This is a genomic window from Chryseobacterium indologenes, assembly GCF_018362995.1.
GTDB lineage: Bacteria > Bacteroidota > Bacteroidia > Flavobacteriales > Weeksellaceae > Chryseobacterium > Chryseobacterium indologenes_G.
Genome location: NZ_CP074372.1, coordinates 3,261,941 through 3,287,865, shown reverse-complemented (window position 1 = coordinate 3,287,865; position 25,925 = coordinate 3,261,941). Strand labels below are relative to the sequence as shown.

Genomic DNA, 25,925 nt, shown 5'->3' with positions numbered 1-25,925 from the left:
AAATACATTCAACAATGATTATCAAGACAGCAGAGTTTGTAAAGAGCAGCGGAAAATGGCAGGAATGCCCTGAACCTAATATTCCTGAATATGCTTTTATCGGAAGATCAAACGTAGGAAAGTCATCATTGATCAACGCAATGATGAACCATAAAGACCTGGCCAAGACATCACAGACTCCAGGAAAAACCCAGCTGATCAATCATTTTTTAGTGAATGAAAACTGGTACCTTACGGATTTACCGGGCTACGGTTATGCAAAGGTTTCAAAAGTTCAGCGAAAGGATTTTGAAAAGCTGATCACGAATTATATTCTGAACAGAAGAAATCTTGTCAACCTTTTTGTATTGGTAGATATAAGACATACTCCACAGAAAATTGATCTGGAATTTATTCAATGGTGTGGGGAAAGTGGAATACCTTTTTCTATTGTATTTACCAAGTCTGACAAGCTAAAACCGAACGTTGCCATTAAAAACGTTGAAGATTATAAAGCTGAACTTCATAAAACCTGGGAAGATCTACCAGAACTGTATGTGACCTCAGCAGAAAAGAAAGAGGGCGGAGATAACATTCTTAATTTTATTCAGAAGACCAATGAGTTTTTAATCAATAATAATATAAGCTTCGATGAGTAATATTATCTGGAAAATCAAAACGTTTGATGAGTTCACCGTTCCTGAGTTGTATTCAGTACTGAAAGCACGTATTGACGTTTTTGTTATTGAACAGAATTGTCCTTATCCTGACTTGGATAATTATGATCAGAAAGCAGTTCACATCTGGGCTGAGGAAGACGGAGAAGTGCTTGCCTATTGCCGTGTTTTTGACAAAGGAATAAAATATGATGAAACTTCCTTCGGCAGAGTTCTGACAACAGAGCAGGCGAGAGGTAAAAGTCTGGGAAAACAGCTGATACAATATGCCGTAGAAACAATAGAAAACCGTTTTCACACTTCTGAAATCAAAATATCTGCACAGGATTATCTTTTAAGATTCTATAGTGGATTCGGATTTATAGATACGGGCAAGAAGTATCTGGAAGATGATATTCCGCATACGGAAATGATAAGAAAATAAATAAAAGCGAAGAAATTTAATTCTTCGCTTTTTTGGTTAAATATATTAGAGTGTGTTTTTTATTTTCCTGAAATAGCTTTTAAGATAATGGGCTCCAGATTGGAAGGGAGATCGGCAGATTTGATCTGATACTTTTTGATTTTCATTTCTTTAAACCAATTTTCCCAATATTCTTTAATAACAGCTTCTTCAAAAGGATTTCCTTTTTCGGGATTGATTCCTAAAACAATAACTTCGAGATTACTCAGGTTTTCATTTGCTTTTACAAAGCCAAAGCCATTTTTTTCAATGGTATCTTTAAAACCGGATGTTGTCAGGTTATTAGCTTTTATAAGCTTGGTTGTTAAATAGGAAGTTTTGTATGATTTTTCCTTCTTTTCATTAAACTTAGTGTTTTCATGATACATATAGCCGTCTGTCAAAATGAAAAGAATGTTTCTGCGATCATCTTTAATGCAATAATCTTTCACTTTGTTTTTGAAGAATTCCCAGATATCTGACCCTACATATTTGCCATCTTTTATTGCTGATTGATAAATGTTTAGAGGTAATTCCGAATATTTTTTGTCAACAGAATCAAAATAACTTTTTGGAATATCTTTATTAAAAGAAACCTTCAATTCTTTTGTAAACTCGTTCATTTTCGGATCTGAAGGCTCCGGATTGAAGAAAACCTGCATCTGATCATCGTATGTGATGATTCTTTTTGATTTAATATGATTTAAAAATCCTTTTTCAATAGCTTTGATATATTCTGCATCCCGCTGAAAATACTGCATGGTGGGATTTGGATTGGTTATAGGATCAATTCTGTCTGATAAATCAATTAAAATACTAAGATTAATATTATTAGAATCAACAGCTGGTGGACAATTTGTACACGGTGTTGGAGGTTGTTCTTTGCAACAAGAAACCAAAGAAATAATGAATAATAAATAGAATATCTTTTTCATAATTTTCAGTTATAAAGATGATAAATACACTAAATTTTGATTGTCAGAATTAGCACCCACGGTTTCCAGATTGGCATTGTAGGTTGAAATGCAGTCATCAATCATCGTTTGCTTTTCCGTTCTTGATACTGCTATTTTTTCACCGATAAAAGTGATCCAGCCTTGAACATACTCTGACGCATACAATTTGTAATCTTTAGTAGGTATGATCACACCGTCAATAATATTCTGAAGTTCTTCTATTCTTCCTCGTGTTTTGATAATTAATTCTTTTGTACTTCCGATATTGGTCAGGATTTCTTCAATTTCCTTTTTCAGGACATTGATTTTTTCCTGAAAGAACTCAATCCTCTTCTGTCTGATTTCCTGTTCATTTTTAATCTTATCTTTTTCACGGTGTTCTTTCATTACAAAGTCGAAAACCAGTCCCCAAATAATGTATACAATGAATCCAGCGAAAATAATTCCCCAAAACTGAATTTTGGTAAAAGCAATTTTAATATCAAATGGTGGTGATTCAAAAGTTTTGTTTAATTCATACAATTTTGACTCAATTTCGTAGGCTAAAATGCAGTCGAAAATAAATGTTACGATAAATAATAATCCCAGCTTGATATAATTGGCTCTTGTTTTATTCTCCCAAAACATATGAATCAAATATCCCAACCCGAGAAATACAAACGGGATCAAGGTAACAAAAGCTCCTTCAATTACTCCTTCGTTCCACGCTTTACTGAAAGCCTGTGCATCTAAAACACTTTGGATAATTGTACTTTTTGCATCAAAACTTTTGAAAAAAGCTGAATAAGAAGTTGAGATATAAAATGTTCCTAAATATAAAGTGATGGGAATCAAAAGGAAAAGCCCGATCCAGAATTTTGCAGAAGCTCCCCTTGTCGCATTTATATGGTGCTTTTCCGGGTTTCTGGGTAGATCAAGGATTTCAGCTTTTAAATTTTCAATTGTATGCTGATGATTTTCAATTTCTATATTTTTGTTTTTTAGCTGCTCTTCTTTTGTTTCCTGTGATACTGTCAGCGCCTTAATTTCAGTTTCTCTGTTTTTTTGTTCGTTGACGTAGGATTCTTTCAGATTTTTCTGTTTTTCGACCATTTCCTTTTCTTCGTTCTGAAATTTCGAATAAACGGCATCCAGGCAAATGGATAGAGTAGAGTGGTTTCCGTTGGTTCGTGAGCTGTCCCTGTAACCTGATTCATGATAGGTCCTTTTTCGGGTTTCTTCGAGAGATTCATCAATTGGAATGATATTGTTTTTAGGAAGGTGTTCCTGTTTGGACTCTATCGGAACGGATTTGAGTTTAAATAAATTTTTTATACTAGTGGTATCCATGATAAGTTAGTTTTTTAATTCATATAAAATTTCACTTTTATTCTTTCCGATTTTCACGGCTTCAATAAGATAACCTACAATGGCAGGTGCATTTTCTTCTACAAAACCAAACATCAGAACGTATTTTTGCATGGCAATATATTCGTTTGGAGAAACAATTCCATCTGCCCAGATCATTACGGTGAGATCATATAAATAATCTACTTTCTCCTCAATAGTCTGTGGTACCAATGATTTTAAATTGATTGGATTTAAAAGGATTTCATCTAAATTTTTGGATGGAATTCCCCTTTCTTCTGCACATTTGTAGAGCATTTTTAATTCTAGTGCACTGAAATCATCATCACAGATAGCCATTTGATACAATCGTAAAAAATGTGCTTTGAGATTTTCAGTTATTTGATTGTTCTCCATAATGGTTATTCTTCTTTTGGTTTTTTAGGATTAATGATTCTGTCTCTTGAAACAGTTCTTTGGTGGATGGGAGCAGATTGTTTCGTGGTTTCTTCAGGAACTTCTTCTTCCTTTTTTTGTTCTTTTCTTTCTGCGAAGTTGGTCAGCAGAAATAAAATTCCTGTGATGATATCAATCGGGATCCAAATGCTTTTCCTATATAAATAAAAAGGAAAAACGGGATTGAAAAGAATGAGAATGATTAGAAATAATATACTGAAATAATGTTGTTTAGAGCTCAGTGTATTGTATAAAACCAATAATGCTCCAATGGAAATAATAATTCTAAGAAAAGTATAATATTCTATAGGAAGTTTGAAAATACCAGCGAAACAACATAACGCACAGAAGGTGAGGAATGGTTTCATAATGTTTGTTTAAAATCCTGTTTTGAGATTATATTTATAATTAAAACGGTTTTCAGACATAAAAATAAAGACGAAGAAATCGATAAATGCTATTAATGCGGGAATGAAAGTCCAGCAAAATACCAAATACAATATTCCCATAATATTTTGACCTAGGTAAAACCTGTGAATGCCTAATCCTCCCAAGAAAAAAGCAAGTAATGCGGCGGTAGATTTTGATTTCATAATTTAAACTCTTGATAAAACTTCGTTCTTTTTTGTTTCAAACTCTTCAGGAGAAATGATTCCGTTCTCTTTTAAGTCTTTTAACTTCTGCAATAAAGCAAAAGGATCTTCATTCTCTATCAACAATGGCTTTTTTTCTTCCTGAAATTGTTGAGGTTGTGTGATAATAGGGGTAGCATTATTCACAGTAACGCCTCCTGCAGAGGCTCTCAATGTTTCAAGATTTTTTTCTCGTCTGAGCCCCCGCATTTTTTCTTCCACTTCCTGTGCAAACTGATACAGCTTTCTGGCTTGGTTTTTAGGAAGATAATCCATCATATTTGTAAAGTTTTTTGTAGTTCTCATAATAAAGGTAGAGCCAACAATTCCTTCTTTGATGTGACAATCAGCAATATCCACCCAACTGTAATCCTGAAAATCCATAGATAAGCCGAAGTTTTTTGGCCTGCAGAAAATAATTCTTCTATTGGTAAGGACAATACAATCAGGAGATAAATTTATTACAGGCTTCTTCTGAACAGCTATATATTCTACAGCTTCTTGTGAGGTAAGAAGGCTGTTGATTCTTCCTAAAAGCTTTTCAACAGCTTGAGGATCCTGTTCTTCATTTAAAAATTTCTTTAAGTTCATATTATTTTGTTTTTTGATTATTTTACATCTTTATTGAAGACATATCCTGTCTTTCCATTTGATTTGACCTGTACTTTATACCATGATCCTTCCTTTGAGAGCTGTAATAGTTTGGCATCTTTAGATACTTTTGTTATTACTTTAGATTTAAAGGTAGGCTTCTCATAAACATTTGTTGTTGCAATGCCTGCAATGTATCTGTTGTTAGAGTTTAGATTGATGTTTACCTTGTCAATAAATACTTTTGGAGGTTTACTGGTATGTGGCTTTGAAGACCTGTAAGAATCCGGGGATTTATGTTTTTTAGACTTGCTTTTCGAAGAGCTTCCCGAAGAAGAGCTTTTTCTGTAAGATCCACCACGACAAACACCACAAGTCCCACCACTGCTGCAGTGAGCACATCCTGAACAGTTGGAACAAGCGGAACAATAGGCTGAACCTGTGCACCTTCCGCCGTGTCCTACATTGTCATTAGCTTTCAAACAAGAATTTAAAAGAAATAAGCTGAATATCAGTATTATGAAAGATATTAAAGTTTTCATGGCTATTAATTTTATGCATAATTTTCCAGCGTCAGATGAAGCTGATTTCTATAATTGTAGATCTCATCCAGTGTATTTAATAACATCTTTTCTCCTGCTTCTTTTCCGTTGTGAAAAGTCTCCAGATATTTATTCGTTGTATTAAAATGCAGTCGGCAAAGCGGTTTTCTGTTGTTGTCATCCAACAACACCCCGAAATAGGAAAGAGTATCTCTGTAAGCAATTCTTGAAGATGGAATTTTCTCCCTTAGAATCGCTTTTACAATTTGAAAACCTTCGAGCTCTTCCTCTGTAGTTACAATTTTAGAATCGTTATTTTGATCGATAGGCTGTGATGATTTCACATCGTCTTCGTTTTTTTCTATCTGTTCATTGATGCTCAGGGCGGATTTTAACCGGAAGCTGATCGACTCATTAATAGAAGTGGTCAATGCTTTTTTAGCATATTCCTTGAAAGAAACCATTCTGTTGGCTGTTAAAGGTTTTTCAAAGAAGCGGTTCACCAGAATTTTTACCAGTTCGTCAGACGGGTTTTCGATTTCTTTTTCGAATTCCTTTCTGATAGCTTTGATGTATTTCAAGGCTTCTGCAGAATCTAGGATGCTTTCCAGATTATAATCTTTCTTGGTGAAGCTTTCCAGAATTTTAATGGAGCTGTCTTTCAGATCCTCAATATTGATGGTAAAAAACGGCTTTTCATCCATAATATTAGGCTTTTCCAAATCCGTATAAAAGTTGTACACAATTCCATTGGTCAAAACTCCGAATCTCGTTTTAGAAACATGATAATACCTGTGAAGCTGCGAATTATGAGCATCAGCGCTTTCTTTCCAGTGCTTACATTCAATGATGAAGATGGGTTCATCATTATTTTTGATTACATAATCCACTTTTTCTCCTTTTTTTGTCCCAATATCACAGACGTGTTCAGGAACTACTTCCGTAGGATTGAAAATATCATAACCAAGGATTTGAATGAAAGGCATTACAAAAGCATTTTTTGTAGCTTCTTCTGTTCCGATCTGGTCTTTAAGGCCTATTACTTTCTGATGCAGTTGCTCAAGTTTAATTTTAAGATCCATAGTTTTTAATTTTTTAAAGTTTCATCAACGATTTCTGCTGTCGGAGCATTTGATTTTACAGAAGCGATGCCATTTTCCATTCCGGATTTTGTGCTGTACATTTGACTGTTTCCGATAATTTCACCGTTTCTTGCTTTTAACACGAAATAATCTTTTCCGTTTTTAGCAAGTCTTCTGCCGTATCTTGAAAGGTCCTGAGAATTAACTTTTACTGATTCGATTCCTTTCTGGCAGGATGCTTTCTGAATATACCCTTCGCTGGTTAAAATAATTTCGCCGTTTCCAGCCTTCAGATTAAACTGATATTCTTTGTTAACTCTTTGAGTGATTACGAATTTTCCCATGATTAGCTTTTCTTATTTTAACTTGTATGACATGCATTTGAACAATAATAACACCCGTTGATATTATTTCTTTGAATTGGAAATCGTCTTTTCGCTTCATTTACTGCTTCCTCACAAGTATAATAACTGCCTAAATAAATTCTATTTTCAGAAGATGGTAAAAATCGGCATGAGCTTTCATGCACTTCATAGTCTCCATTTGACTGCTGATTCTTATTAAGGTAATATTCCTTTTTCATAATAAAAATTGTTTATTGTTTAACAGTCCAAAAATATGAGCATTAAATTTTGGTCCGTTACGGTTTTCCGTAAAACGGACAAAAAATAAAAAAACCTTTCAAAAAATTTGAAAGGCTGTAAGTGAAATGAATTGTTTTTTTATATAATCCCGATATCTTTACAGAAGGCTACCAGCTGCTCATTGCTATTTATTTCAAGGTCTTCCTTCAGGCTGTTTAATCTTTTCTCAACGCTGCTCAAGCTGGCGGGTTTTATATTTCTTTCCTCGAGATGAACAGGGATGTTTTTCTGTAAAACACCTTTAGATAGCAGAGAAACAAGTGTAATGTCAAATGTAGAAAACTCATAGCTATTGAACTTCTTCATCTCCTGTTTCAAATCAAAAGATAAATAGTTTTCGCCTATATATACTGCTGCAATAGATTTTTTTAAATCTTTTGAATCGTTTCTGGCTTTACGGACAAACCCGTTAATTTGATAATCTGAAAAAAGATTTTCTATGATTCCCGTTTTATGTTCCGCAGAAAATACAATAACTTTCAAATCAGGCTGTATTTCTTTTACTTTTTTGATGAGATCCTTTCCGTCTTTAAGGTTCTGCTCGTGATGATCTTCCTCATAATAAAGATCTGTAATCAATAAGTCGTAGGGATGCTCTTCCCGTAGTGCTTTCTGAATTTTTCCTATAGCATCATCACAATAGTACACATAATCGACTTGGGGAATATTTAATTCCTTAAGGGTTTTCTGGACGGAAATATTGATACTTTCATGGTCTTCGGCAATTAAAACTTTTTTGAACATGGTTATACGGTTTAATTTTAAAAAATAGGTTAAGACCTCAAAAATATATTCATTTGATATTTTATAATTACGGGTTCACGTAAAAAGAATAAAAAAATGATCTTTTCAGCGGAAATACTCAGATTAGGCCAATATCTTTACAGATTACAATCATCTCGATATTGTTTTTTGCACCAAGGCTGTCACGAAGCTCATTCAATCTTTTTTCAATAGATCTGATACCATAGGGCATCATTTTGTGCTCCTTTAAATAGATGCTTATCTCACTTTGTTTGTGTCCTTTGGCTAGCAACTCAAGTAGTTTCATATCATAGGCGTCAAACTCGGAAGAAATATGACGCATCGTATTCAGAACTTCCTGAGGAATTACGGTCTCTCCATTAAAAATTTTCCGTATTGCACTTTTCAGGTCTTGTCCGTCACGTCTTGCCTTACCTACAAATCCGTCAATCTTATATATCTTGTAAAGGTCATCAATGGTTTTTGCTTTCTTTTCTACTGAAAATACAACTACTTTTAAACCAGGCTGAAGTTTTTTCGCTTCAAAGATAAGTTCTTGCCCGGAATGAAGTTTCTGGGAAATATGATCTTTGTCAAACGACAGATCAGCAATAAGCAATTCGTAAGGACTTTCTCTTTCTAATGCGGTTCTGATTCTACCCAAAGCTTCATCACAATACGTTACATAATCGAAAGCAGGGATATTTAATTCTTTTATTGTATTCAGGATTCCCTTGTTCATTATTTCCTGATCTTCAACGATTAAAACTTTTTTGAACATGATGATATAGTTAAGAAGCAGGGAATGAAAGATTAACCTTCAGCCCTTTTTCAATTTTTGTATCAAAAGTAATGGTTCCATTAATCGCTTCAATGCGGGATGCCGTATTACGTAAGCCATTTTTATACACAAGATCTCCTGAAATTCCTATTCCATTATCTTTGTATTGAATTTCAACCCTATTGTTGATTTTTTCAAATTTAACGGCAACATGGGTGGCTTGGCTGTGCTTTTTCATATTCACCATCAGTTCGCGAAGCATTTGGTAAATCTCCTCTTTTACTGTAGAAGAAATTGGTTCCCAAATCCCCGGGCTATTTCCTGCAGTAAAAGTTTTTACAATATCATTAGTGAAGGAAGCAATAAGTTCTGAAATTACCTTACTGAACTCTTTTTCTTCCGCCGTTTTATCGTAGGATATATCCCTTGATTTTTCATACACAAATTCCAGTTCGTCAAGGGCTTTATCCCGGTCAAAATCTTCCTGATTCTCAATCTTTGTCATCACCTGATAAATGCCGTTGGCAACTACGTCATGGACTTTTTTCGATATTTTAAGCTGGGTGTTTTTTACCTCGATCTCTTTTTCTTGTTGAAGTCTTTTCTGCCTTTTTTTATATAAAATAACAACTACAATAAATATTGCAGTAAGTAATGCTAAAACTAACGAAAGCCATAATAATTGATTTTCTTTTTCTGCTTTTTCTGCTTTAACTTTTGTGTTTTCGTATTTTATAAATGCAAATTTAGTTGTGTAATCACTACGACTATTTTGGATGCTATCAGACAGGTTTTTATATGTTATAAAATGACTATTGGTATTTGTTGGTTTATCAACATAAATTATTTTTTCAAGAGCTTCAAGTCTATCTTCAGGACTTTTGTTTATTTGAGCTATATCAAGCATTTTCTTAGCATAATAAAGAGATTTCTCTGGATTAGATTTTTTATTTATTTCTGCTAAATGTGCATAGCTTGAATTCGCTCCCCAAAGGTCATTATTTTCTAATTTAAGCTTTAATATATTTTCTATAGTAGCTTGAGCCTCATAATTATTATTGTCTAGCCATTTTGTGTATTCAATATTTTCTTTGATTCTATTTTTTAATTTTAAATCTGAAAGTTTTGATAAATCAAGTTTTTGTAAAATATCTAACGCCAGTTTATATTTTCCTAATTTATATTCTGCTACAGATTTATTATTTAATATACTGAGTCTTTTTTGCCCCGACTCAATCTTAACGGAAAGAGCCTTGTCATACCATTCTATTGCTTGTGAATATTGCTTTTGATTTAATTTCAAGGTAGCCATAGTATCATATAATGAGTAAAGACTTTCATCATTTTCACTCATCATTTTTAAGGCTTCTACTAATGTTGATTCTGCACCTAAAAAATCACCTCTGTTTTTTTGAGCATTTGCTTGTACAATCAAACTTTTAGAAATATTAGAAAAATCACTTTCTTTATTATAGTAAGAAATTGCTTCCTGGAGTTTTAAATAAGCTTTAACATCATTTTTTTCAAGAAGGCTAACACCTTCTTCATATAATTTATCGGCTTTTACTATATTAGTATTGCTTTCAAGTGTATCCTTACATGAAGCAATGAGGCAGAAAGAAAAAAGGGAAAATAATAAATTTCGTATCATTTTACTAAAATAAAAAAAACCACTCTAAAAAGAGTGGTTTTTTTTATTTTTTAGGAGGAAGCGTTGTGCCTGTTTCTCCTCCTGTATCACTTCCACCTGTCTCTTCTGTAGACCCTCCAGGATCTGAAGCACCACTTTGAGGTTGAACTGTTACAGTTGTTGGGTTATTATCATTTGCAGTTGTTGCATTAGTATTATTGGTTGAGAATGCTAAACCGAATAGCATCAATATAATCTCGATCATTCCTTAAAATTTTAGAAGTTTTTTGACTGTTTTTCTTCCTCCTGAGATCTATTTATCTCAGGCTGTACACAATTAAAATTTCGAAGCGCTTCTTAATTTTTTAGGGAAGTGAACCTTCAAAAACGGAGGAGAAACATCTGCTTCCCAACCCGGAGTTTTCCTCCGTTTTATCTGGTGATTTTTGAAATCAGGTTTTTTTAGATTTTATTTTTAATGTTTGTATTTGTCCCTGATCTCGATTACAAAATTGCGTCAAAATGGAAAGTGACTGGTAGTAGCTTTTTGGTAAGATTTTGGAAACTTTAAAATGTTGATATTTACGGTTTTCCGCATCCTTATCTTCTGAAATCTTTTTATTTTTCCAAATAATTACTAAGATCATGGCAAAAAATTTACAAGAGAAAAAAAAATTACTCCAAGAAGTATATGCTAAAGCTGAAAAAGATGGTTCAGGAACATCAGTAAGTGGTATATTGAAGTATTTACAAATTATTCTTCTTCAGGACTTTAAGATCAATCTTAATTATAGAACAATGCTGGGGTACTATCAATCTATTGTAGACCTGAATAAGGATGCAACTATAAAACCAGCCACCTTGGACTTATTTAGTAAGTATTTGGGTTTTAACGATTTCAATCATTATCGCAAAGAAAGAAAAGCTCATTATAAAAATGATACTGATGATACTGAAGTGAATGTCACTGTGACTAAAGGAAATTCATTTTCTGATAAAATGTCAAATATCATGATAGTGATAAAAAACCAACCAGTCTTCAACATTCCACAGATGGCAAAAAATGGGATGGGAATAGGTGCTCTGATTATTATTTTATTTGCAGGTTTTTCTTACGGAGGGAATGGAGGTATAAGGTTTGGTAAAGAAAATAAATGTATGTATTGGGATGGGAATGAATATAAAATTACATCTTGTGATGATAGAAACCCCAAGCATAAATTAATACCAGTTGATACTATAAGGCTAAAATATTTTAAGAAAATTACCAGACCAGATACTTTGACAATAGAAAACGGATTAGGTAACTCTTGGTATACAAAGTATGATAATGCAGTTGAGTTTTTTACTATGGATGGAATAAATCCGGATAACGGAAAAAGTTTAAGAGATGCCACGAGGCATATGATTACAAAATATGCAGGAAAAAATGCAGATCCCATAATGTCAGAATAAGATTCCTGCTCGGTTAGTTTTTAAACAAAAAAGGAGCGAAGAGATTTCCTCTTCGCTCCTTTTATTTTATATCAGTTTGTAAGCATTCAGCTAAGCTTTCATGTGCTGCCAATTGAAAGCACTTTAGCCAGAACTTAGAATATAAGGCTTTATTCCGCGTTCAGCATTCCCAGTTCTCCGAAATGCTTTTTAAACTTCTGGATCTTAGGGCCCACTACAGCGCTGCAATAAGGCTGTGTAGGGTTCTCATTATAATACCCTTGATGATATTGTTCTGCAGGCCAGAATGTATCGAATTGGGTCAGTTCTGTTACATAAGTACCGGCCCATCTTCCTGATTCCTGAGATACTTTGATGGCTTCTTCAGCTTTTGCCTTCTCAGCAGCATCTTTATAGTAAATAACAGAACGATATTGTGTACCGATATCATTCCCCTGTCTGTTTAATTGGGTAGGGTCATGAAGGAAGAAAAATACATCCATCAGCTGTTCATAAGAAATAACCGCAGGATCATATGTGATCTGTACCACTTCTGCATGTCCCGTTTCACCAGTACAAACTTCCTGATAGGTCGGATTGTCTTTATGTCCCCCGGAATATCCTGAAATAGCAGATTTTACCCCTTTAAGCATATTGAAACAGCTTTCCACACACCAGAAACATCCACCACCGAAAGTAATCTGTTCTAAATTATTGTTGTCCATTGTTGGTAATTATATTGTTTTATTTTCTCTTCCTTTGTACGGGAAAAGCTTATCAAAAATAGGAAAAACTTTTTCATTTGAACACGGTTTTAACCTCATAAACTCAAATTATAATGATAGATGCTACAAATGATTTTAAGCACGGTTAAGAACAAAATATTGAGGGTAAATGACGGAAATAGTATTAAAGCAGTTAGTATTAGAATTGTCATGCTGAGCGGAGTCGAAGCATTTCAATTAAGCTGAATTTTAAACACAAATAGCACTAATGTTTTCACAAATAAACACAAGGAAATGTAACCCGATCATCTGCGAAATCTGTGAGAAAATAGAGTAATACACAATGTAAAAGCAGATATCTGGGATATTTTAAAAACAGCTGGTATTAGCAATGTCATGCTGAGCGGAGTCGAAGCATCTCAACTAAACTTAATCTGTAAATGTTTTTCCGGGGGTCTGTTTTTTAGATTTAAACACAAATAACACAAATGCTTTCACAAATAACCACAAGAATAATAAAGCATAATCACCTGTGACGATCTGTATAATCTGTGGACAAAAAAAGCACCCTAAAAAAGGATGCTCTGTATGATATAAATAGTGTTCAGTTTATTTTTCCCAAACCAAAGCACTTGCTCCAAGGATAGCTGCATCTGCTTCGTCAAGTTCACTGAATACCAGTTTTACTTTATTTCTAAAGATAGGAAGAAGATTTCTTTCCATATGAAGCTTAGCAGGCTTTAATATAAAATCTCCTGCTTTGATCACTCCGCCGAATAAAAGAATGGCTTCCGGGGAAGAGAACATCACAAAATTAGCCAATGCCTCACCCAGTTTCTGACCTGTATATCTGAAAACCTCAATGGCAATTGGGTCTTCTTTCATCGCACACTCGTATACTGTTTTAGAATTGATTGCATCTTCAGGATACTGGTTTAGCATAGATTCCGGGAACTCAGCTCTCATTTTCTTTGCTGTAATGGTAATTCCTGTAGCAGAAGCATAGGCCTCAAGGCTCCCTTCAGAACCCGTACTCCAGTGTTTTCTACCACCTGGTTTTACAATGGTATGTCCCAATTCTCCGGCGAACCCGTCATGTCCGTAGATTAAGCTTCCATTGGCAATGATTCCGCTTCCAACTCCTGTTCCCAGTGTAATCATAATGAAATCTTTCATTCCTCTGGCTGCTCCGAAAAGCATTTCTCCAAGGGCAGCAGCATTCGCATCATTGGTTACTGTACAAGGAAGTCCGAATTTTGCTGTCATCAGCTCAGCAAAAGGAATTACTCCTTTCCATGGAAGGTTGGGAGCTAATTCTATGGTTCCTTTATAGTAATTTGCATTAGGAGCTCCTACTCCGATTCCGTCAAAATGTGCTTCAGTACCATATTTTTCCATCATTGGATGAACATGTTCATATAAAGCATCGATGAAATCCTCAACTTTGTCATAAGCATCGGTTCTCAGGTTTCCTTTATCCAGAACTTCTCCACGGTGGTTTACGATTCCGAATTTAGTATTGGTTCCGCCGATGTCAACTCCAAGGGCAACTTGTTTTGATAAATCTATTAATGACATTTCTATTATTAAATTCTAGGGGCTAAAATTATAAAAAAGATTGTATTAATGGATTATTAACTGGGTTTTATTTAATATATTAAGCTGTTTTTAACGGTTTTTTCTTTTTTCTCCCCCACCAGATCATAAATCCGGTTACCGGAAGAGAGGCACAGATCAAACTTACGATAAAGGCAATGATCTTGGTAGGAAGCCCTAAAATAGCGCCTACATGGATGTCATAATTGGCATTCACAGCCTTTTCTCCAAAGTTTTTATCCTTCGGATCATGAGTGTGCAGCAATTCTCCTGAGTTTTCATCAAAGATTAAGCTGCTGCTTTTATGGTACGAATAAGAAAGATGTTTCACATACACCTCAAAATTAGGATGTTCGTGGTCATCCATGTGTGGGTGTCCTAAATCTATAGCAAAACCATAAGAATCAGGATATTTCGTCTGTACTGTATTGATGATTTTATCAAGTGTACCTTCTGTTCTCAATTCAATAGGAGCTTTTGTCTTGATATGGGAAAAATCCGGATACTTTGTTTCTCCTCCTGAAAATATCACGTAGATCATCGCCTGAACAACAAAAAATGCATAGAAAAGTCCTGTAATGGAGAAGATCAAAGCAAAAACAGATGCATAAAAGCCTAATACATTATGAAGGTCATAGTTCTTTCTTTTCCAGCTTTTAATATTTTTCCATTTGAAGGCAAAACGCTGTTTTCTTGCTGCTTTGTTCTTAGGCCACCACAGAATAATCCCGGAGATCAGCATAATGATAAAAATGATTACCGGAATTCCTACGACATACGTTCCCCAATCCTGTTTCAGAAGGTAGCTCCAGTGGATCATTTTTACGATATTGAAGAATCCGTTTTTTTCATCATAAACTCTCAGTACCTTCCCGGTGTACGGGTTTACATAAGCTTGTTTATAAATTGGAAATTCATCAAAATAGTTCCAGGCATCTGCATTGTGCTCATACCAGAAGAACATATAGGACATCTTTTTGTCAATAGGAACATTCACCCAATGGATCGGATATTTTTCCTTGACCTGTTCTGCAACAGCTTTTTCCATTACTCTGATAGGAAGTACCTGTTTCTGCTCAATATTCTGCTCATGATGATATATGACGTCTTTTCGGGTGATGTTTTCCACTTCATCCTTAAAAACATACAAGGCTCCGGTAATAGAGATAATAAAGATCAGAAAACCTATTCCCAATCCGAACCAAAGGTGCAGCTTGGCAGACCACTTTTTAAAGAATCCCGGTTTTTTTTTATGATGATGATTTTTCTTCATATGCAGCTAAAAGTAAAGCAAAGATATATTTTACTTTTTATTTAGATTAATTAAAATTTATATTCGATCATGAAGGTTCCCCTCAATCCAAGAGCATTGGTGAAATCACTGTCTCTTGCGGTCCACCATGAAATTGCCGGCTGATATACTTTGTTGAAAAGGTTTTCAATCCCCAAAGATACCCTCCAGTTGTTGTTCACCTCATAACTTGATTTGAAATTAAAAACGGTATATTCAGGAACATATCCTTCTCCATAGGCATATAATCCTGTTTTTGCATTAGGCTCAAATCTGTCCTGCTGGAAAGAATGAAGCATATCTAAACCAATGGATAATGTAGGAACAGGTTTTGCCTGTACATAAGCCAGAACTTTAGGAGCGGAAATTCTGCTGTTATTGATTTTTGCGGAATAATCACCATCATCTTTTACAGAGGTAATTCCTTCCATCCAGCTGTAGCTTCCACCAAACTGAATCCATTTTACAGGAGTAAAGTGTAAGAAACCTTCAACACCGTATACAATTTCAGGAGATCTCTGAATCATCAGGGATCTGTCCGGGCTCTGTACGAATGAGGCTCCCAGTTTGGAAGTGCTCACGTAAGAAGTCAGTTCATAATTAAGCCAGCTGGAAAGTTGTCCTGTAGCTCCCAATTCGTAATTATTAACGATAATTGGTTTCGTTTCCAGGTTTTTAATCGTTTCAGAAGTTGAGGTCCTTAGAATTCTGCCCAATTCATTGATAGAGTAGGCCTGAGAAAAGCTTCCGAAAAGGTTGATATAAGGTTCGATATTATAACGTACCCCGATATTTCCAACCAACGCATTGTAGCTTAATTTTCCTCCTGCTACAGGAATACTCTTGGTGAAAGTTCCGTCACTTTTAAGGGTAGAAAGGGTGTTGAAGTCATCAACATTCACTTTGATATTTTCGTAGCGGAACCCTCCTTTGATTGTGAATTTTTTGAAAAGGTCAATTTTTGCCAATACAAAAGGAGCAATATTGGTCATGCTCATATTGGGAGTCCAGAAACGTCCGTCTTCCAGCTTCTGTACGGTCTGATCGTTCAGGATATCAGCTCCGTAGATGATTTCTCCCTGTGAATTCGGGGAGTTCCAGAGTTGGGTATCCAAATTGATTCTTGCTCCTTTTTTCTGGGAAATAACATTGGATTGTCCACCGTTGAAGAACGTATCACTGTATCCGTAAACGGTTTTAAAATCCTGATAATAAAGATTAATATTTAAAGAAGTTCCTGCAAACAGGTTCTTATTGTCATAGCTTACTCTGATGTTGTGGTTTTTCGGAGTTCCCTGAGGTGTGGTTTCCAGTCCTTTTCCTATTCCTTCGCCAATGGTAGGAGTGATGCCGTATTTTCCTGTTTTTAATCCTACATTCAGGTCTGATCTTGAAGAATAGCCAATGTAAGAGGCTTCAATTCTTTGATTTTCGTTGATATCATAGCCAATTTTAAGCAATCCGTTGTAGTTGTCCATCTTGGCAATGCTGTAGGTAGGGCTGATTAAAACACCATCTCCATCTTTTGTATATCCCGTTCTTTCGTAGGCTAATGAAAGGGTATAGTCAAATTTATTGATCTTTCCGGATAAAAGCTGGCTGGCTCTTACTCCTAAAGTACCTCCGTATGGCTGTCCTGTAAGACCAATCTGTGAAACCCCGGAAATTTTTTTATCTGTTTTGCTTCTTTTCGTAATATAATTGATAATTCCTCCGTCTGCTCCGTTCCCATAGATAGAAGAAGCTCCTTTGATCACTTCGATTCTTTCGATAGCTGAAGGGTCAATGGTCCTTAAGTCTCTTGCTCCGTTACGAAGTGGAGTAGACTGTGGAATCCCATCAATCAAAACCAGAACCTGGCGCCCTCTCAACGTCTGTCCTGAATTGGAAGTCTGCCCTGAATTGGTTCCTAAGCTGGGAACCGTATATTGTAAAATGCTCGTAATATCAGAGTTTACTGTAAGCTGAGACTGAATCTGTTTCTCTCCCACAACAGTAATAGAGCTTGGAACTTCTTTTATGTTTTCCTTTTTTCTGGACGCAGTCATTACAACCTCGTCTACATTTTTAGTTTGTAGAGTATCTTTTACCTGAGCAAAAACGGTAGTGGTTCCCAGACAGGCAGCTGATAAAAGCGCTTTTTTCATTATATTTTCTTTCCTTTTTTCTTTCTTTTTCCCCACCAAACAAGGAATCCTGTTACAGGCAGTGATGTACACGTGAGTCCGGCAATAAACCAGATGATTTTTCCAAACAGACCGAAGTAAGATCCTGTATGAACATCATAATTAGCATTGGCATATTTTTCGGCGTTGCTCAGTTTTTGATGAGGTTTGTTGGCTAATAGCTTTCCTGAGTATTTATCGAATGTTAGCAGGTTTCTTTCGCTGAATCTTCCATCTTGTCCATAGATGGTAACGGGAAGGTTTTTCAGTTCTTTCCCTTTTTTATTCTTTCCGTTTAAATTGATTCTGAAACTGGATGAGCCTGCATACAATTTTTCGGTCTGCGCTGCGGCCAGGTCAAAAACAGCTTTATTTTTTACCATCAGTGAATCCGGAGACTTGATTTCTTTTTCTTTTGGAGCTTCCCAATAACCGGATATCGCAAGGTTAAAGGTATTTTTCACATATGGATAAGCAAAATAAATTCCCGTAACACTCATTATTAAGGCAATGAATGAGGCATAGAACCCTAATACATTGTGAAGGTCATAGTTTTTACGTTTCCAGTTTTTTACATTTTCCCAATTGAACCAAAAACGTCCTTTTCTTGCATTTTTATTTTTGGGCCACCATAAGATGATTCCTGTAATCAGCATTATGATAAAGAGAACGGTAGGGATTCCTACGGTATATGGTCCCCATTCGGAATTGAGCAGAAGTCCCCAATGGATATACTTCAGAATATTAAATATATCATATTTTTCATCATACACCGCAATGATTTCTCCGGTATATTGATTTACATATACCTGTTTATTGATGAGAACTTGTTGAAAATAATTCCAGCCCTTTTTACTTTTTTCATAATAAAGAAATCGGTAGGATTTGCTTTTGTCTAAAGGAATTTCTACTGAGCTTAACGGATGTTTTTCGTTGAGTTCCAACGATAATTTTTCACGAAGCAAATTAAGCGATAATGCCTTCTTTCCGGGATCTTCTGTTTTTACATAAATGGCTTCCTTGCGCAGACTGTTTTGTACTTCATCCTTAAAAATATATAAAGTCCCCGATAGAGAGACTATAAATACAATGATGCCGACAGACAGACCAAACCACAAATGGAGTCTGGCAGACCATTTTTTTGTTGGCGAAACTTTCTTTTTATGGTGATGCTTTTTTCTCATAGCAAAAAGTTAACCCCACGAGGGGTTAACCTTTGAATTTTTTAAAATTTATATCCTATTGATACTCTCCAGTTACGCGGAGCATTATAAATCCATGCGTATTCTCCTCCATCTCCTCTGTATCCGCTGTAAAGTTTTCTGTTAAGAACGTTATTCAACATAAAGTTGACATCGAATTTTTTAGCAACATAGGAAACCCCGAAGTTGGTGTCAAAATAATCAGGTAAGCTTTGATCTTTTGTGGCACTTACCCCATACCAGGATTGTCTTCCTCCCTGATACTGATAACCTGCCGAAATACCAAAACCTTTCATAAGGCCATTTTCAAACCTATAGTTTACCCATGTATTTTGTACATTTTTAGCATTCCCCGGAGACTGGATTCCAATTTTTGCAGGATCTGTATCTTTAACTGTTTTTGCATCTGTATATGCATAGTTGATGATAATGTTCAACCCTTTAATGATTTCTCCTTTGATATCAGTTTCAAATCCTCTGGCTCTTTGTTCACCTGTAGCAACCTGAAAAGGCTGTCCTTCATTTTGTTCTTTAGGTCCCGTAACAAGAATATTTTGTCTTCTGATTTCGTATACAGCGAAAGTAGAGTTCCATTTTCCACCGAACCAGTCTTTTTTCAGTCCGAATTCAATATTCTGTCCTCTGAAAGGATCTGTAATTTTGGTTTTGTTAATTCCTGTTCCGGATTGTGGTACGAAGGTCTTGTCATAGATACCGTAAGCAGAGAAGTTTTCATTAATAGAGTAGCTTACTCCCACTCTTGGTGTAAACTCTCCTGCTGTATCAGGTACAATAGGAGTACCAGGGCTTAGATTAGGATATGCAGAATAGGTTTTTCCACTTGTATATCTTCCTGCTAGGGTTAATCTTAGTTTATTATCAATCATTTCAATCTGATCCTGAGCATAATAAGAAGTGTATTTTACTCCCTGATCATTATAAAATGGGGCAGAAGTGTTTAATGTATAAAAATCAGAAGAAGGAAGTTTCGAAGGATCCACTCCATAATTCACATTATAAATATCGATAGGGAATAGTAAGGTTTCTTTACCATCTACAATTTTTGAATAAGAAGAAAAGTCGGCGATGTATTTTCTGTCTCCATAATCAAATCCTGCAATAATTTTATGTACAATATTTCCTGTATTAAGCTTTCCTCTTACATACGTCTGGAAAATGTGATTTTTTCCTTTTGCCTGCCAGTTGCTTAATGTTCTGTTTAAAACATTTTTATTGGATGGATCAAATGTTCCCCACCAAGAACCTCCGTCATAGTTCAGGTCCATGTAAGCATATTGTGTGCTCCATACCCAATCTTTGGACAGTTCCTGATCTAAGCTTAAGAATAAACTCTGATCTTTTACTTCAGTTTTTTTGAAGTTGGGATCATTAAAGTTGGTATGTACATTCAATGAAGCATATCCGTCATTAGACATCAGGTAAGCTCCAGGTTGATTGAACTTCAAGTACTGATAGTTGTACTGTGCTGTAAAGGTAGTGGTCTTTGTTGGTCTGAAAGTAATGGAAGGAGCAACAATGATTTTACTTGTTTTATCATTTTCCACCCAAGAATTGTTGGAGCTTCCCATCAGATTGATACGGTAATCTAAAACTCCGTCTTTTACAAGAACCCCGTCAAGATCTGCTTCCCCTCTGAAAAGATTATAGCTTCCTGTAGTAAAACGAACACTATTAGCAAATTTTCCGGTAGGTTTTTTGGTTACCACATTATAAAACCCGGCAGGATCTCCCATAGAACCCATGAATCCGGCAGGACCTTTTACAAACTCTATTCTGTCTATAATAGAAGCATCAGGATTGATAGGTCCCCAGGTAGAAGAAACATTCATTCCATTCATGAAAGTGGCAATACCGGCTCCTCTCATAAATACATTGGAATACACATTGTCCCAGTGTTCTACTTTTCTTGCTCCACTTACATTACGGACAATCCCTTCCGACATGTTCAATGTAATCTGATCAGCAAGAACCTGAGAACTTACAGACTGTACATTCTGTGGAAGCTCAAGAATAGGAGTCTGAATTCTCAGTGAACCCGAAACCTCATTCAGCTTGTACTTCTGATAATATCTTCCGTTAACAACTACTTCTTCAATATCATTGGATTTGATGGTGTCTTTTTTTTGCGCAGAAACCAGCATTGTTCCCAGTGCGGAAGCACAGATCAGTACATTTTTCATGAAACTCAAATTTTCTGCAAATATATTATTTTTAACTGTTCTAAATAAATAATAAGATTGATATTTATCATAAAATTATTATATACTGAATAACAAAAAACCGCTATGGTCAATGCCATAGCGGTTTTTAGATGATATTATTAAATTTTTCTTAAGCTGGAATTTCTCCTTTATATAAGAAAGAAATAATTTCTTTGTTCAATTTGTCGATCATTTCACTGAATAAGTGGAAAGATTCCTGCTTATAAATTACCAATGGATCTTTCTGTTCGTAAACAGCTCCCTGTGAAGATCTTCTTAAGTCGTCCATCTCACGAAGGTGAAGTTTCCAGTTTTCATCGATGATCGATAAAGTGATGTTCTTTTCGAAATCGTTTACTAAACTTTCACATTGCGTATCGTACGCTTCTTTAAGATCAGCCACAATCGTCATTGTTTTGTGTCCGTCTGTAAAAGGAACCTGGATCATTTTGAACATTGAACCTTGATTTTGGTAAACATTCTCAATGATAGGAAATGATTTTTCTTTCAATAGATTCAACTTCATTCTGTAATCTTCCTGAGCTGCGTTGAATAAGATATTCGTCAGATCCTGAACATTTTTATTATTAAAATCACTTTGGGAAACCGGAGATTCCATGGTGAATGTTTTAATGATTTCGTATTCAAAATCTTTATAACTTCCGCTAGCTTTTCCTTTCGCAACGATAGAATTGGCTACATCGAAAATCATATTGGTGATATCATACTTCAGGTGGTCTCCGAATAGAGCATTCTTTCTTCTTTTGTAGATTACATCACGTTGTTTGTTCATTACGTCATCATACTCAAGAAGTCTCTTTCTTGTTCCGAAGTTATTTTCTTCTACTTTTTTCTGTGCTCTTTCGATAGACTTACTGATCATAGAATGCTGAATTACTTCACCTTCTTTGTGACCCATTCTGTCCATCATTTTAGCGATTCTCTCAGAACCGAACAAACGCATCAGGTTATCTTCAAGAGATACGTAGAACTGAGAACTTCCGGGATCTCCCTGACGTCCCGCTCTACCTCGAAGCTGTCTGTCAACACGTCTTGAATCGTGTCTTTCGGTACCGATAATTGCTAAACCTCCTGCATCTTTTACTTCTTTAGAAAGCTTGATATCCGTACCACGACCTGCCATATTGGTTGCAATCGTAACAACTCCCGGCTGTCCTGCTCCAGCTACAATCTCTGCTTCTTTTTTGTGAAGCTTCGCGTTCAGTACCTGGTGTGGAATCTTTCTTAACTGAAGGGCTTTTGAAAGCAACTGAGAAATTTCAACAGAAGTAGTACCTACCAATACCGGTCTTTTTTCTGCAGTTAATCTTTCAATTTCTTCAATTACAGCATTATATTTTTCTCTATTGGTTTTGAAAACCAAATCCTGTTTGTCATTTCTTAAGATTGGACGGTTTGTTGGGATAACCACTACATCCAGTTTGTAGATTTCCCAAAGTTCACCCGCCTCAGTTTCAGCTGTACCAGTCATCCCCGCAAGTTTATTGTACATACGGAAATAGTTCTGAAGCGTGATCGTTGCAAAAGTTTGAGTAGCTGCCTCAATTTTTACATTCTCTTTTGCTTCAATTGCCTGGTGAAGACCGTCTGAATAACGACGACCCTCCATGATACGACCTGTCTGCTCATCAACAATTTTTACTTCACCATCAATGACTACATACTCATCATCTTTTTCAAATAATGTATAAGCTTTCAATAGCTGGCTCATCGTGTGAACACGCTCAGATTTTTCAGCAAAATCAGAGAAAAGTCTTTCTTTAGCTTCAAACTCCTCTTCTTTAGAAAGGTTTTTAGCTTCTACTTCAGCAATTTCAGTCCCGATATCAGGAAGAACGAAGAAGTTGGCATCAGAGTTTCCTTGAGACATGTATTCAACACCTTTGTCTGTAAGGTCTACCTGATTGTTTTTCTCTTCAATAACGAAGTAAAGATCTTTATCTACAATCGGCATGTCACGGTTGTTATCCTGCATATACTGCGCTTCAACTTTCTGGAGCAATGCTCTGTTTCCGCTTTCCGATAAGAATTTGATTAATTGTCTGTTTTTTGGAAGACCTCTGTAAGCCTGAAGTAATTTGAATCCTCCTTCTTTTGTATTTCCTGCAGCGATTAATTTTTTCGCTTCGTTGAAAATAGCAGAAACCGTTTTCTTTTGTACTTCAACAATTCTGTCGATAGAGGGTTTAAGAACATCAAACTCCTGTCTGTCTCCCTGAGGAACCGGACCGGAAATGATCAAAGGTGTTCTTGCATCATCTACCAATACAGAGTCAACTTCATCCACGATAGCAAAGTTCAGTTCTCTTTGTACCAGTTCTGAAGGTGAAGTCACCATGTTATCTCTCAGGTAATCGAAACCGAATTCATTGTTGGTTCCGTAAGTAATATCTGAGTTGTATGCTTTTCTTCTTCCGTCTGAGTTCGGCTGGTGGTTATCGATACAATCGATAGACATTCCGTGGAACTGGTAAAGAGGCCCCATCCATGCCGAGTCTCTTTTTGCAAGATAGTCGTTCACGGTTACAACGTGTACTCCTCTTTCAGGAAGTGAATTTAAGTAAATAGGTAATGTTCCTACCAAAGTTTTACCTTCACCGGTTGCCATCTCGGCAATTTTACCGCTGTGAAGAATAACCCCTCCGATAAACTGAACATCATAGTGGACCATATCCCAAACTACTGGAGTTCCGGCAGCATCCCATGAGTTTTTCCAAACAGCTGTGTCTCCCTGAATGCTAACGAAATCTTTTCCTGCTTCAGCCAGTTCTCTGTCCCAGTCACTTGCTGTTACACGAATCTCTCCATTCTGTGCCCATCTTCTTGCTGTTTCTTTTATCAATGCAAAAGCTTCAGGAAGAACCTGAACAAGAACCTTCTCTTCAATTTCGTATGATTCTTTCTTTAGAGACTCAATTTTTGAAAAAAGAGCTTCTTTTTCGTCAACATTGGTTGAATTTTTTATCTGCTCTTTTATCTGTTCTATTTGAGCTGTGATCTTGCTGGTTGCAGATTTTATATTCTCTTTAAACTCAGCCGTTTTTTGTCTCAACCCATCATCCGTCAATTGTTGGATGTTAGGTTCTACAGCCTTGATTTTTGTTACAACTTTTTTTACTTCTTTTAGGTCCTGCGCTTTTTTGTCTCCCAAAAACCCTTTAAGAACTTTGTTTAAAAAACTCATAAATTTTTTGCTTTATGCTTAATGCAAGATGCTTTAAGCGTTTTAAATGACACGCTTATCGTGTGAAATTAATATATAAAAAAGGGCAAAAAAGCTCTAAGCACGCAGCCTAAAGCTTATCGCTTTATTAATATTCGTCCTCGTTCCAAAGGAAATCCTCGTCAGTAGGATAGTCACTCCATACTTCTTCGATAGATTCATAAATTTCTCCTTCGTCTTCGATTGCCTGAAGGTTTTCTACTACCTCCATAGGTGCACCAGTTCTGATTGCGTAGTCAATAAGCTCTGCTTTTGTCATTGGCCAAGGTGCGTCACTTAAATATGAAGCTAATTCTAATGTCCAGTACATAATTTTCTAATTTTTTGCAAAAGTATAAAAATAGGTTGTATAATAAACTTTTTTATACTTGATTTTCAATTCTTTTTATAATTTTTTCTTATAAATGGCTGTCACAAACTGAATGGCAGCTGTGTCAGCAATTTACTTAATGTCGTTTTCTCAAAAACCATTCCACAAATTTTTTTATGCCATTTTGGAAGTCTGTGGCCGGTTTATAGCCTATTAAATCCTTTGCTTTTGTAATATCAGCATTGGTTTTTGTGACATCTCCCGGCTGCATTGGCAGAATTTTTTTAATGGCAGATTTTCCCAATGCCATTTCTATAGTGGAAACCATTTCTGATAAAGTGACTACCTGATTCTCTCCGAGATTCAGAATCTCATAAATCCCGGAATTATTTTCCAGATAAAAGACAGACTTGGTAATCCCGTCAATAATGTCATCTATATAAGTATAGTCTCTGGCAGTATTGCCATCACCATAAAAAGGAATTTCCTGATCCTCTGAAATAAGCTTTACAAACTTATGTATGGCGAGGTCCGGCCTTTGCCTTGGCCCATATACCGTGAAGAACCTAAGCTGTATCATATCTATATGGTATAGATTGTGGTAAACATGTCCTATTATTTCACCGCTTTTTTTAGTGGCTGCATAGGGTGATATCGGATTGTCCACATTATCTGTTTCTGCAAAAGGGACTTTTTCATTGTTTCCGTAAACACTTGATGAGGAAGCACAAATAAATTTTTTAATATTAAAATCCTTACAGAGCTCCCAAAGATTCATAGTACCTCTTATATTGACTTCTTCATATTCTAAAGGACGTTCAATGGATGGGCGTACACCGGCAAGTGCAGCCAGATGGATCACCATGTCGATAGGGTGATTTCTAAAGATGTTTTCAAGACCTTTCTGGTCCCGGATATCCTGCCAATAGAGGGAATATTGGTCAGAATGAGTAAGTGAAATCAATTGGCGGATGTCAGTCTCTTTGTCTGAATATTCAAAATCCGAAATTTTGCCAATTGACTCTAAAGTATTTTTAATTTTTACCTGATAATTATAGAAATCATCAAAATTGTCAATGTTTATGACAGAATGTCCATTTCTTAATAATCGTTCAATTAAATGAGATCCGATGAACCCACTACCGCCTGTTACAAGATAAACCATTTGTATTTTTTATGAGTACAAAAATATAAATTTTACTTTTTGAAAAATATAATCATTAAATTTACTTAAAAAAGTAATACAAATATAAT

25 protein-coding genes are annotated in these 25,925 nt (G+C 35.6%); 3 read left to right on the top strand and 22 right to left on the bottom strand.

Annotated features, from left to right (window positions below):
• The first annotated feature begins 14 nt into the window (after window positions 1–14).
• Window positions 15–638 carry a ribosome biogenesis GTP-binding protein YihA/YsxC gene (yihA, locus tag DYR29_RS14815; protein WP_213277476.1) on the top strand — a complete coding sequence of 208 codons (624 nt, stop codon included), beginning with the start codon at window positions 15–17 and terminating at the stop codon, window positions 636–638.
• Window positions 631–1,080 carry a GNAT family N-acetyltransferase gene (locus DYR29_RS14810; protein ID WP_213277475.1) on the top strand — a complete coding sequence of 150 codons (450 nt, stop codon included), beginning with the start codon at window positions 631–633 and terminating at the stop codon, window positions 1,078–1,080. Before yihA ends, DYR29_RS14810 begins: the two co-directional genes overlap by 8 nt.
• 59 nt (window positions 1,081–1,139) lie before the next feature.
• On the opposite strand, the gene DYR29_RS14805 is transcribed toward DYR29_RS14810, so the two are convergent.
• The 13 genes from DYR29_RS14805 to DYR29_RS14745 form a co-directional block, all read right to left on the bottom strand.
• Window positions 1,140–2,033, bottom strand: coding sequence for a hypothetical protein (locus tag DYR29_RS14805; RefSeq protein ID WP_213277474.1), 894 nt, complete (start codon window positions 2,031–2,033; stop codon window positions 1,140–1,142).
• A gap of 9 nt (window positions 2,034–2,042) precedes the next feature.
• Window positions 2,043–3,383 (bottom strand): beta-carotene 15,15'-monooxygenase, encoded by a 1,341-nt coding sequence (locus DYR29_RS14800; protein WP_213277473.1) that lies wholly within the window; start codon window positions 3,381–3,383, stop codon window positions 2,043–2,045.
• Between the two features lie 6 nt (window positions 3,384–3,389).
• Entirely contained in the window at window positions 3,390–3,797 is a 408-nt protein-coding gene (locus DYR29_RS14795; protein ID WP_213277472.1) for a hypothetical protein, read from the bottom strand.
• 5 nt (window positions 3,798–3,802) lie between these two features.
• Complete coding sequence (locus DYR29_RS14790) at window positions 3,803–4,204, bottom strand: DUF6804 family protein (RefSeq protein WP_213277471.1); 402 nt, start codon at window positions 4,202–4,204, stop codon at window positions 3,803–3,805.
• Between the two features lie 9 nt (window positions 4,205–4,213).
• On the bottom strand, window positions 4,214–4,429 hold the full coding sequence (locus DYR29_RS14785; RefSeq protein WP_213277470.1) for a TM2 domain-containing protein: 216 nt from the start codon (window positions 4,427–4,429) through the stop codon (window positions 4,214–4,216).
• 3 nt (window positions 4,430–4,432) lie between these two features.
• Entirely contained in the window at window positions 4,433–5,059 is a 627-nt protein-coding gene (locus DYR29_RS14780; RefSeq protein WP_213277469.1) for a PH domain-containing protein, read from the bottom strand.
• Between the two features lie 17 nt (window positions 5,060–5,076).
• Complete coding sequence (locus DYR29_RS14775) at window positions 5,077–5,601, bottom strand: SH3 domain-containing protein (RefSeq protein ID WP_213277468.1); 525 nt, start codon at window positions 5,599–5,601, stop codon at window positions 5,077–5,079.
• Between the two features lie 11 nt (window positions 5,602–5,612).
• A complete protein-coding gene (locus DYR29_RS14770) occupies window positions 5,613–6,683 on the bottom strand; it encodes a type I restriction endonuclease (RefSeq protein ID WP_213277467.1) in 1,071 nt (356 codons plus the stop codon).
• Window positions 6,684–6,688: 5 nt separating this feature from the next.
• Window positions 6,689–7,027 (bottom strand): YegP family protein, encoded by a 339-nt coding sequence (locus DYR29_RS14765; RefSeq protein ID WP_213277466.1) that lies wholly within the window; start codon window positions 7,025–7,027, stop codon window positions 6,689–6,691.
• Between the two features lie 378 nt (window positions 7,028–7,405).
• Complete coding sequence (locus DYR29_RS14760; RefSeq protein WP_213277465.1) at window positions 7,406–8,071, bottom strand: response regulator; 666 nt, start codon at window positions 8,069–8,071, stop codon at window positions 7,406–7,408.
• Window positions 8,072–8,189: 118 nt separating this feature from the next.
• A complete protein-coding gene (locus DYR29_RS14755; RefSeq protein WP_213277464.1) occupies window positions 8,190–8,852 on the bottom strand; it encodes a DUF5932 domain-containing protein in 663 nt (220 codons plus the stop codon).
• A gap of 10 nt (window positions 8,853–8,862) precedes the next feature.
• A complete protein-coding gene (locus DYR29_RS14750; protein WP_213277463.1) occupies window positions 8,863–10,503 on the bottom strand; it encodes a tetratricopeptide repeat-containing sensor histidine kinase in 1,641 nt (546 codons plus the stop codon).
• A gap of 43 nt (window positions 10,504–10,546) precedes the next feature.
• Window positions 10,547–10,747 (bottom strand): hypothetical protein, encoded by a 201-nt coding sequence (locus DYR29_RS14745; protein ID WP_213277462.1) that lies wholly within the window; start codon window positions 10,745–10,747, stop codon window positions 10,547–10,549.
• Between the two features lie 380 nt (window positions 10,748–11,127).
• Here DYR29_RS14745 and DYR29_RS14740 point away from each other — a divergent pair, with 380 nt between their 5' ends.
• Window positions 11,128–11,937, top strand: a complete 810-nt coding sequence (locus DYR29_RS14740; RefSeq protein ID WP_213277461.1) for a hypothetical protein — start codon at window positions 11,128–11,130, stop codon at window positions 11,935–11,937.
• 149 nt (window positions 11,938–12,086) lie between these two features.
• Here DYR29_RS14740 and msrA read toward each other — a convergent pair whose 3' ends face one another.
• The 9 genes from msrA to DYR29_RS14695 all read right to left on the bottom strand — a co-directional run bounded on the left by msrA (window position 12,087) and on the right by DYR29_RS14695 (window position 25,836).
• A complete protein-coding gene (msrA, locus tag DYR29_RS14735) occupies window positions 12,087–12,641 on the bottom strand; it encodes a peptide-methionine (S)-S-oxide reductase MsrA (protein ID WP_213277460.1) in 555 nt (184 codons plus the stop codon).
• Between the two features lie 609 nt (window positions 12,642–13,250).
• Entirely contained in the window at window positions 13,251–14,219 is a 969-nt protein-coding gene (locus DYR29_RS14730; RefSeq protein ID WP_213277459.1) for an ROK family protein, read from the bottom strand.
• A gap of 79 nt (window positions 14,220–14,298) precedes the next feature.
• Window positions 14,299–15,510, bottom strand: coding sequence for a PepSY-associated TM helix domain-containing protein (locus DYR29_RS14725; protein WP_213277458.1), 1,212 nt, complete (start codon window positions 15,508–15,510; stop codon window positions 14,299–14,301).
• 50 nt (window positions 15,511–15,560) lie between these two features.
• Complete coding sequence (locus tag DYR29_RS14720; RefSeq protein WP_213277457.1) at window positions 15,561–17,675, bottom strand: TonB-dependent receptor; 2,115 nt, start codon at window positions 17,673–17,675, stop codon at window positions 15,561–15,563.
• The gene (locus DYR29_RS14715; protein WP_213277456.1) at window positions 17,675–18,877 is read right to left on the bottom strand and encodes a PepSY-associated TM helix domain-containing protein; all 1,203 of its coding nucleotides are present in this window, start codon (window positions 18,875–18,877) and stop codon (window positions 17,675–17,677) included. Before DYR29_RS14715 ends, DYR29_RS14720 begins: the two co-directional genes overlap by 1 nt.
• A gap of 41 nt (window positions 18,878–18,918) precedes the next feature.
• On the bottom strand, window positions 18,919–21,096 hold the full coding sequence (locus DYR29_RS14710) for a TonB-dependent siderophore receptor (protein WP_213277455.1): 2,178 nt from the start codon (window positions 21,094–21,096) through the stop codon (window positions 18,919–18,921).
• Between the two features lie 151 nt (window positions 21,097–21,247).
• Window positions 21,248–24,322, bottom strand: a complete 3,075-nt coding sequence (secA, locus tag DYR29_RS14705) for a preprotein translocase subunit SecA (protein ID WP_213277454.1) — start codon at window positions 24,320–24,322, stop codon at window positions 21,248–21,250.
• A gap of 127 nt (window positions 24,323–24,449) precedes the next feature.
• Window positions 24,450–24,671 carry a DUF2795 domain-containing protein gene (locus tag DYR29_RS14700; RefSeq protein WP_002662059.1) on the bottom strand — a complete coding sequence of 74 codons (222 nt, stop codon included), beginning with the start codon at window positions 24,669–24,671 and terminating at the stop codon, window positions 24,450–24,452.
• Between the two features lie 136 nt (window positions 24,672–24,807).
• Window positions 24,808–25,836, bottom strand: coding sequence for a GDP-mannose 4,6-dehydratase (locus DYR29_RS14695; protein ID WP_213277453.1), 1,029 nt, complete (start codon window positions 25,834–25,836; stop codon window positions 24,808–24,810).
• Between the last annotated feature and the right edge of the window lie 89 nt (window positions 25,837–25,925).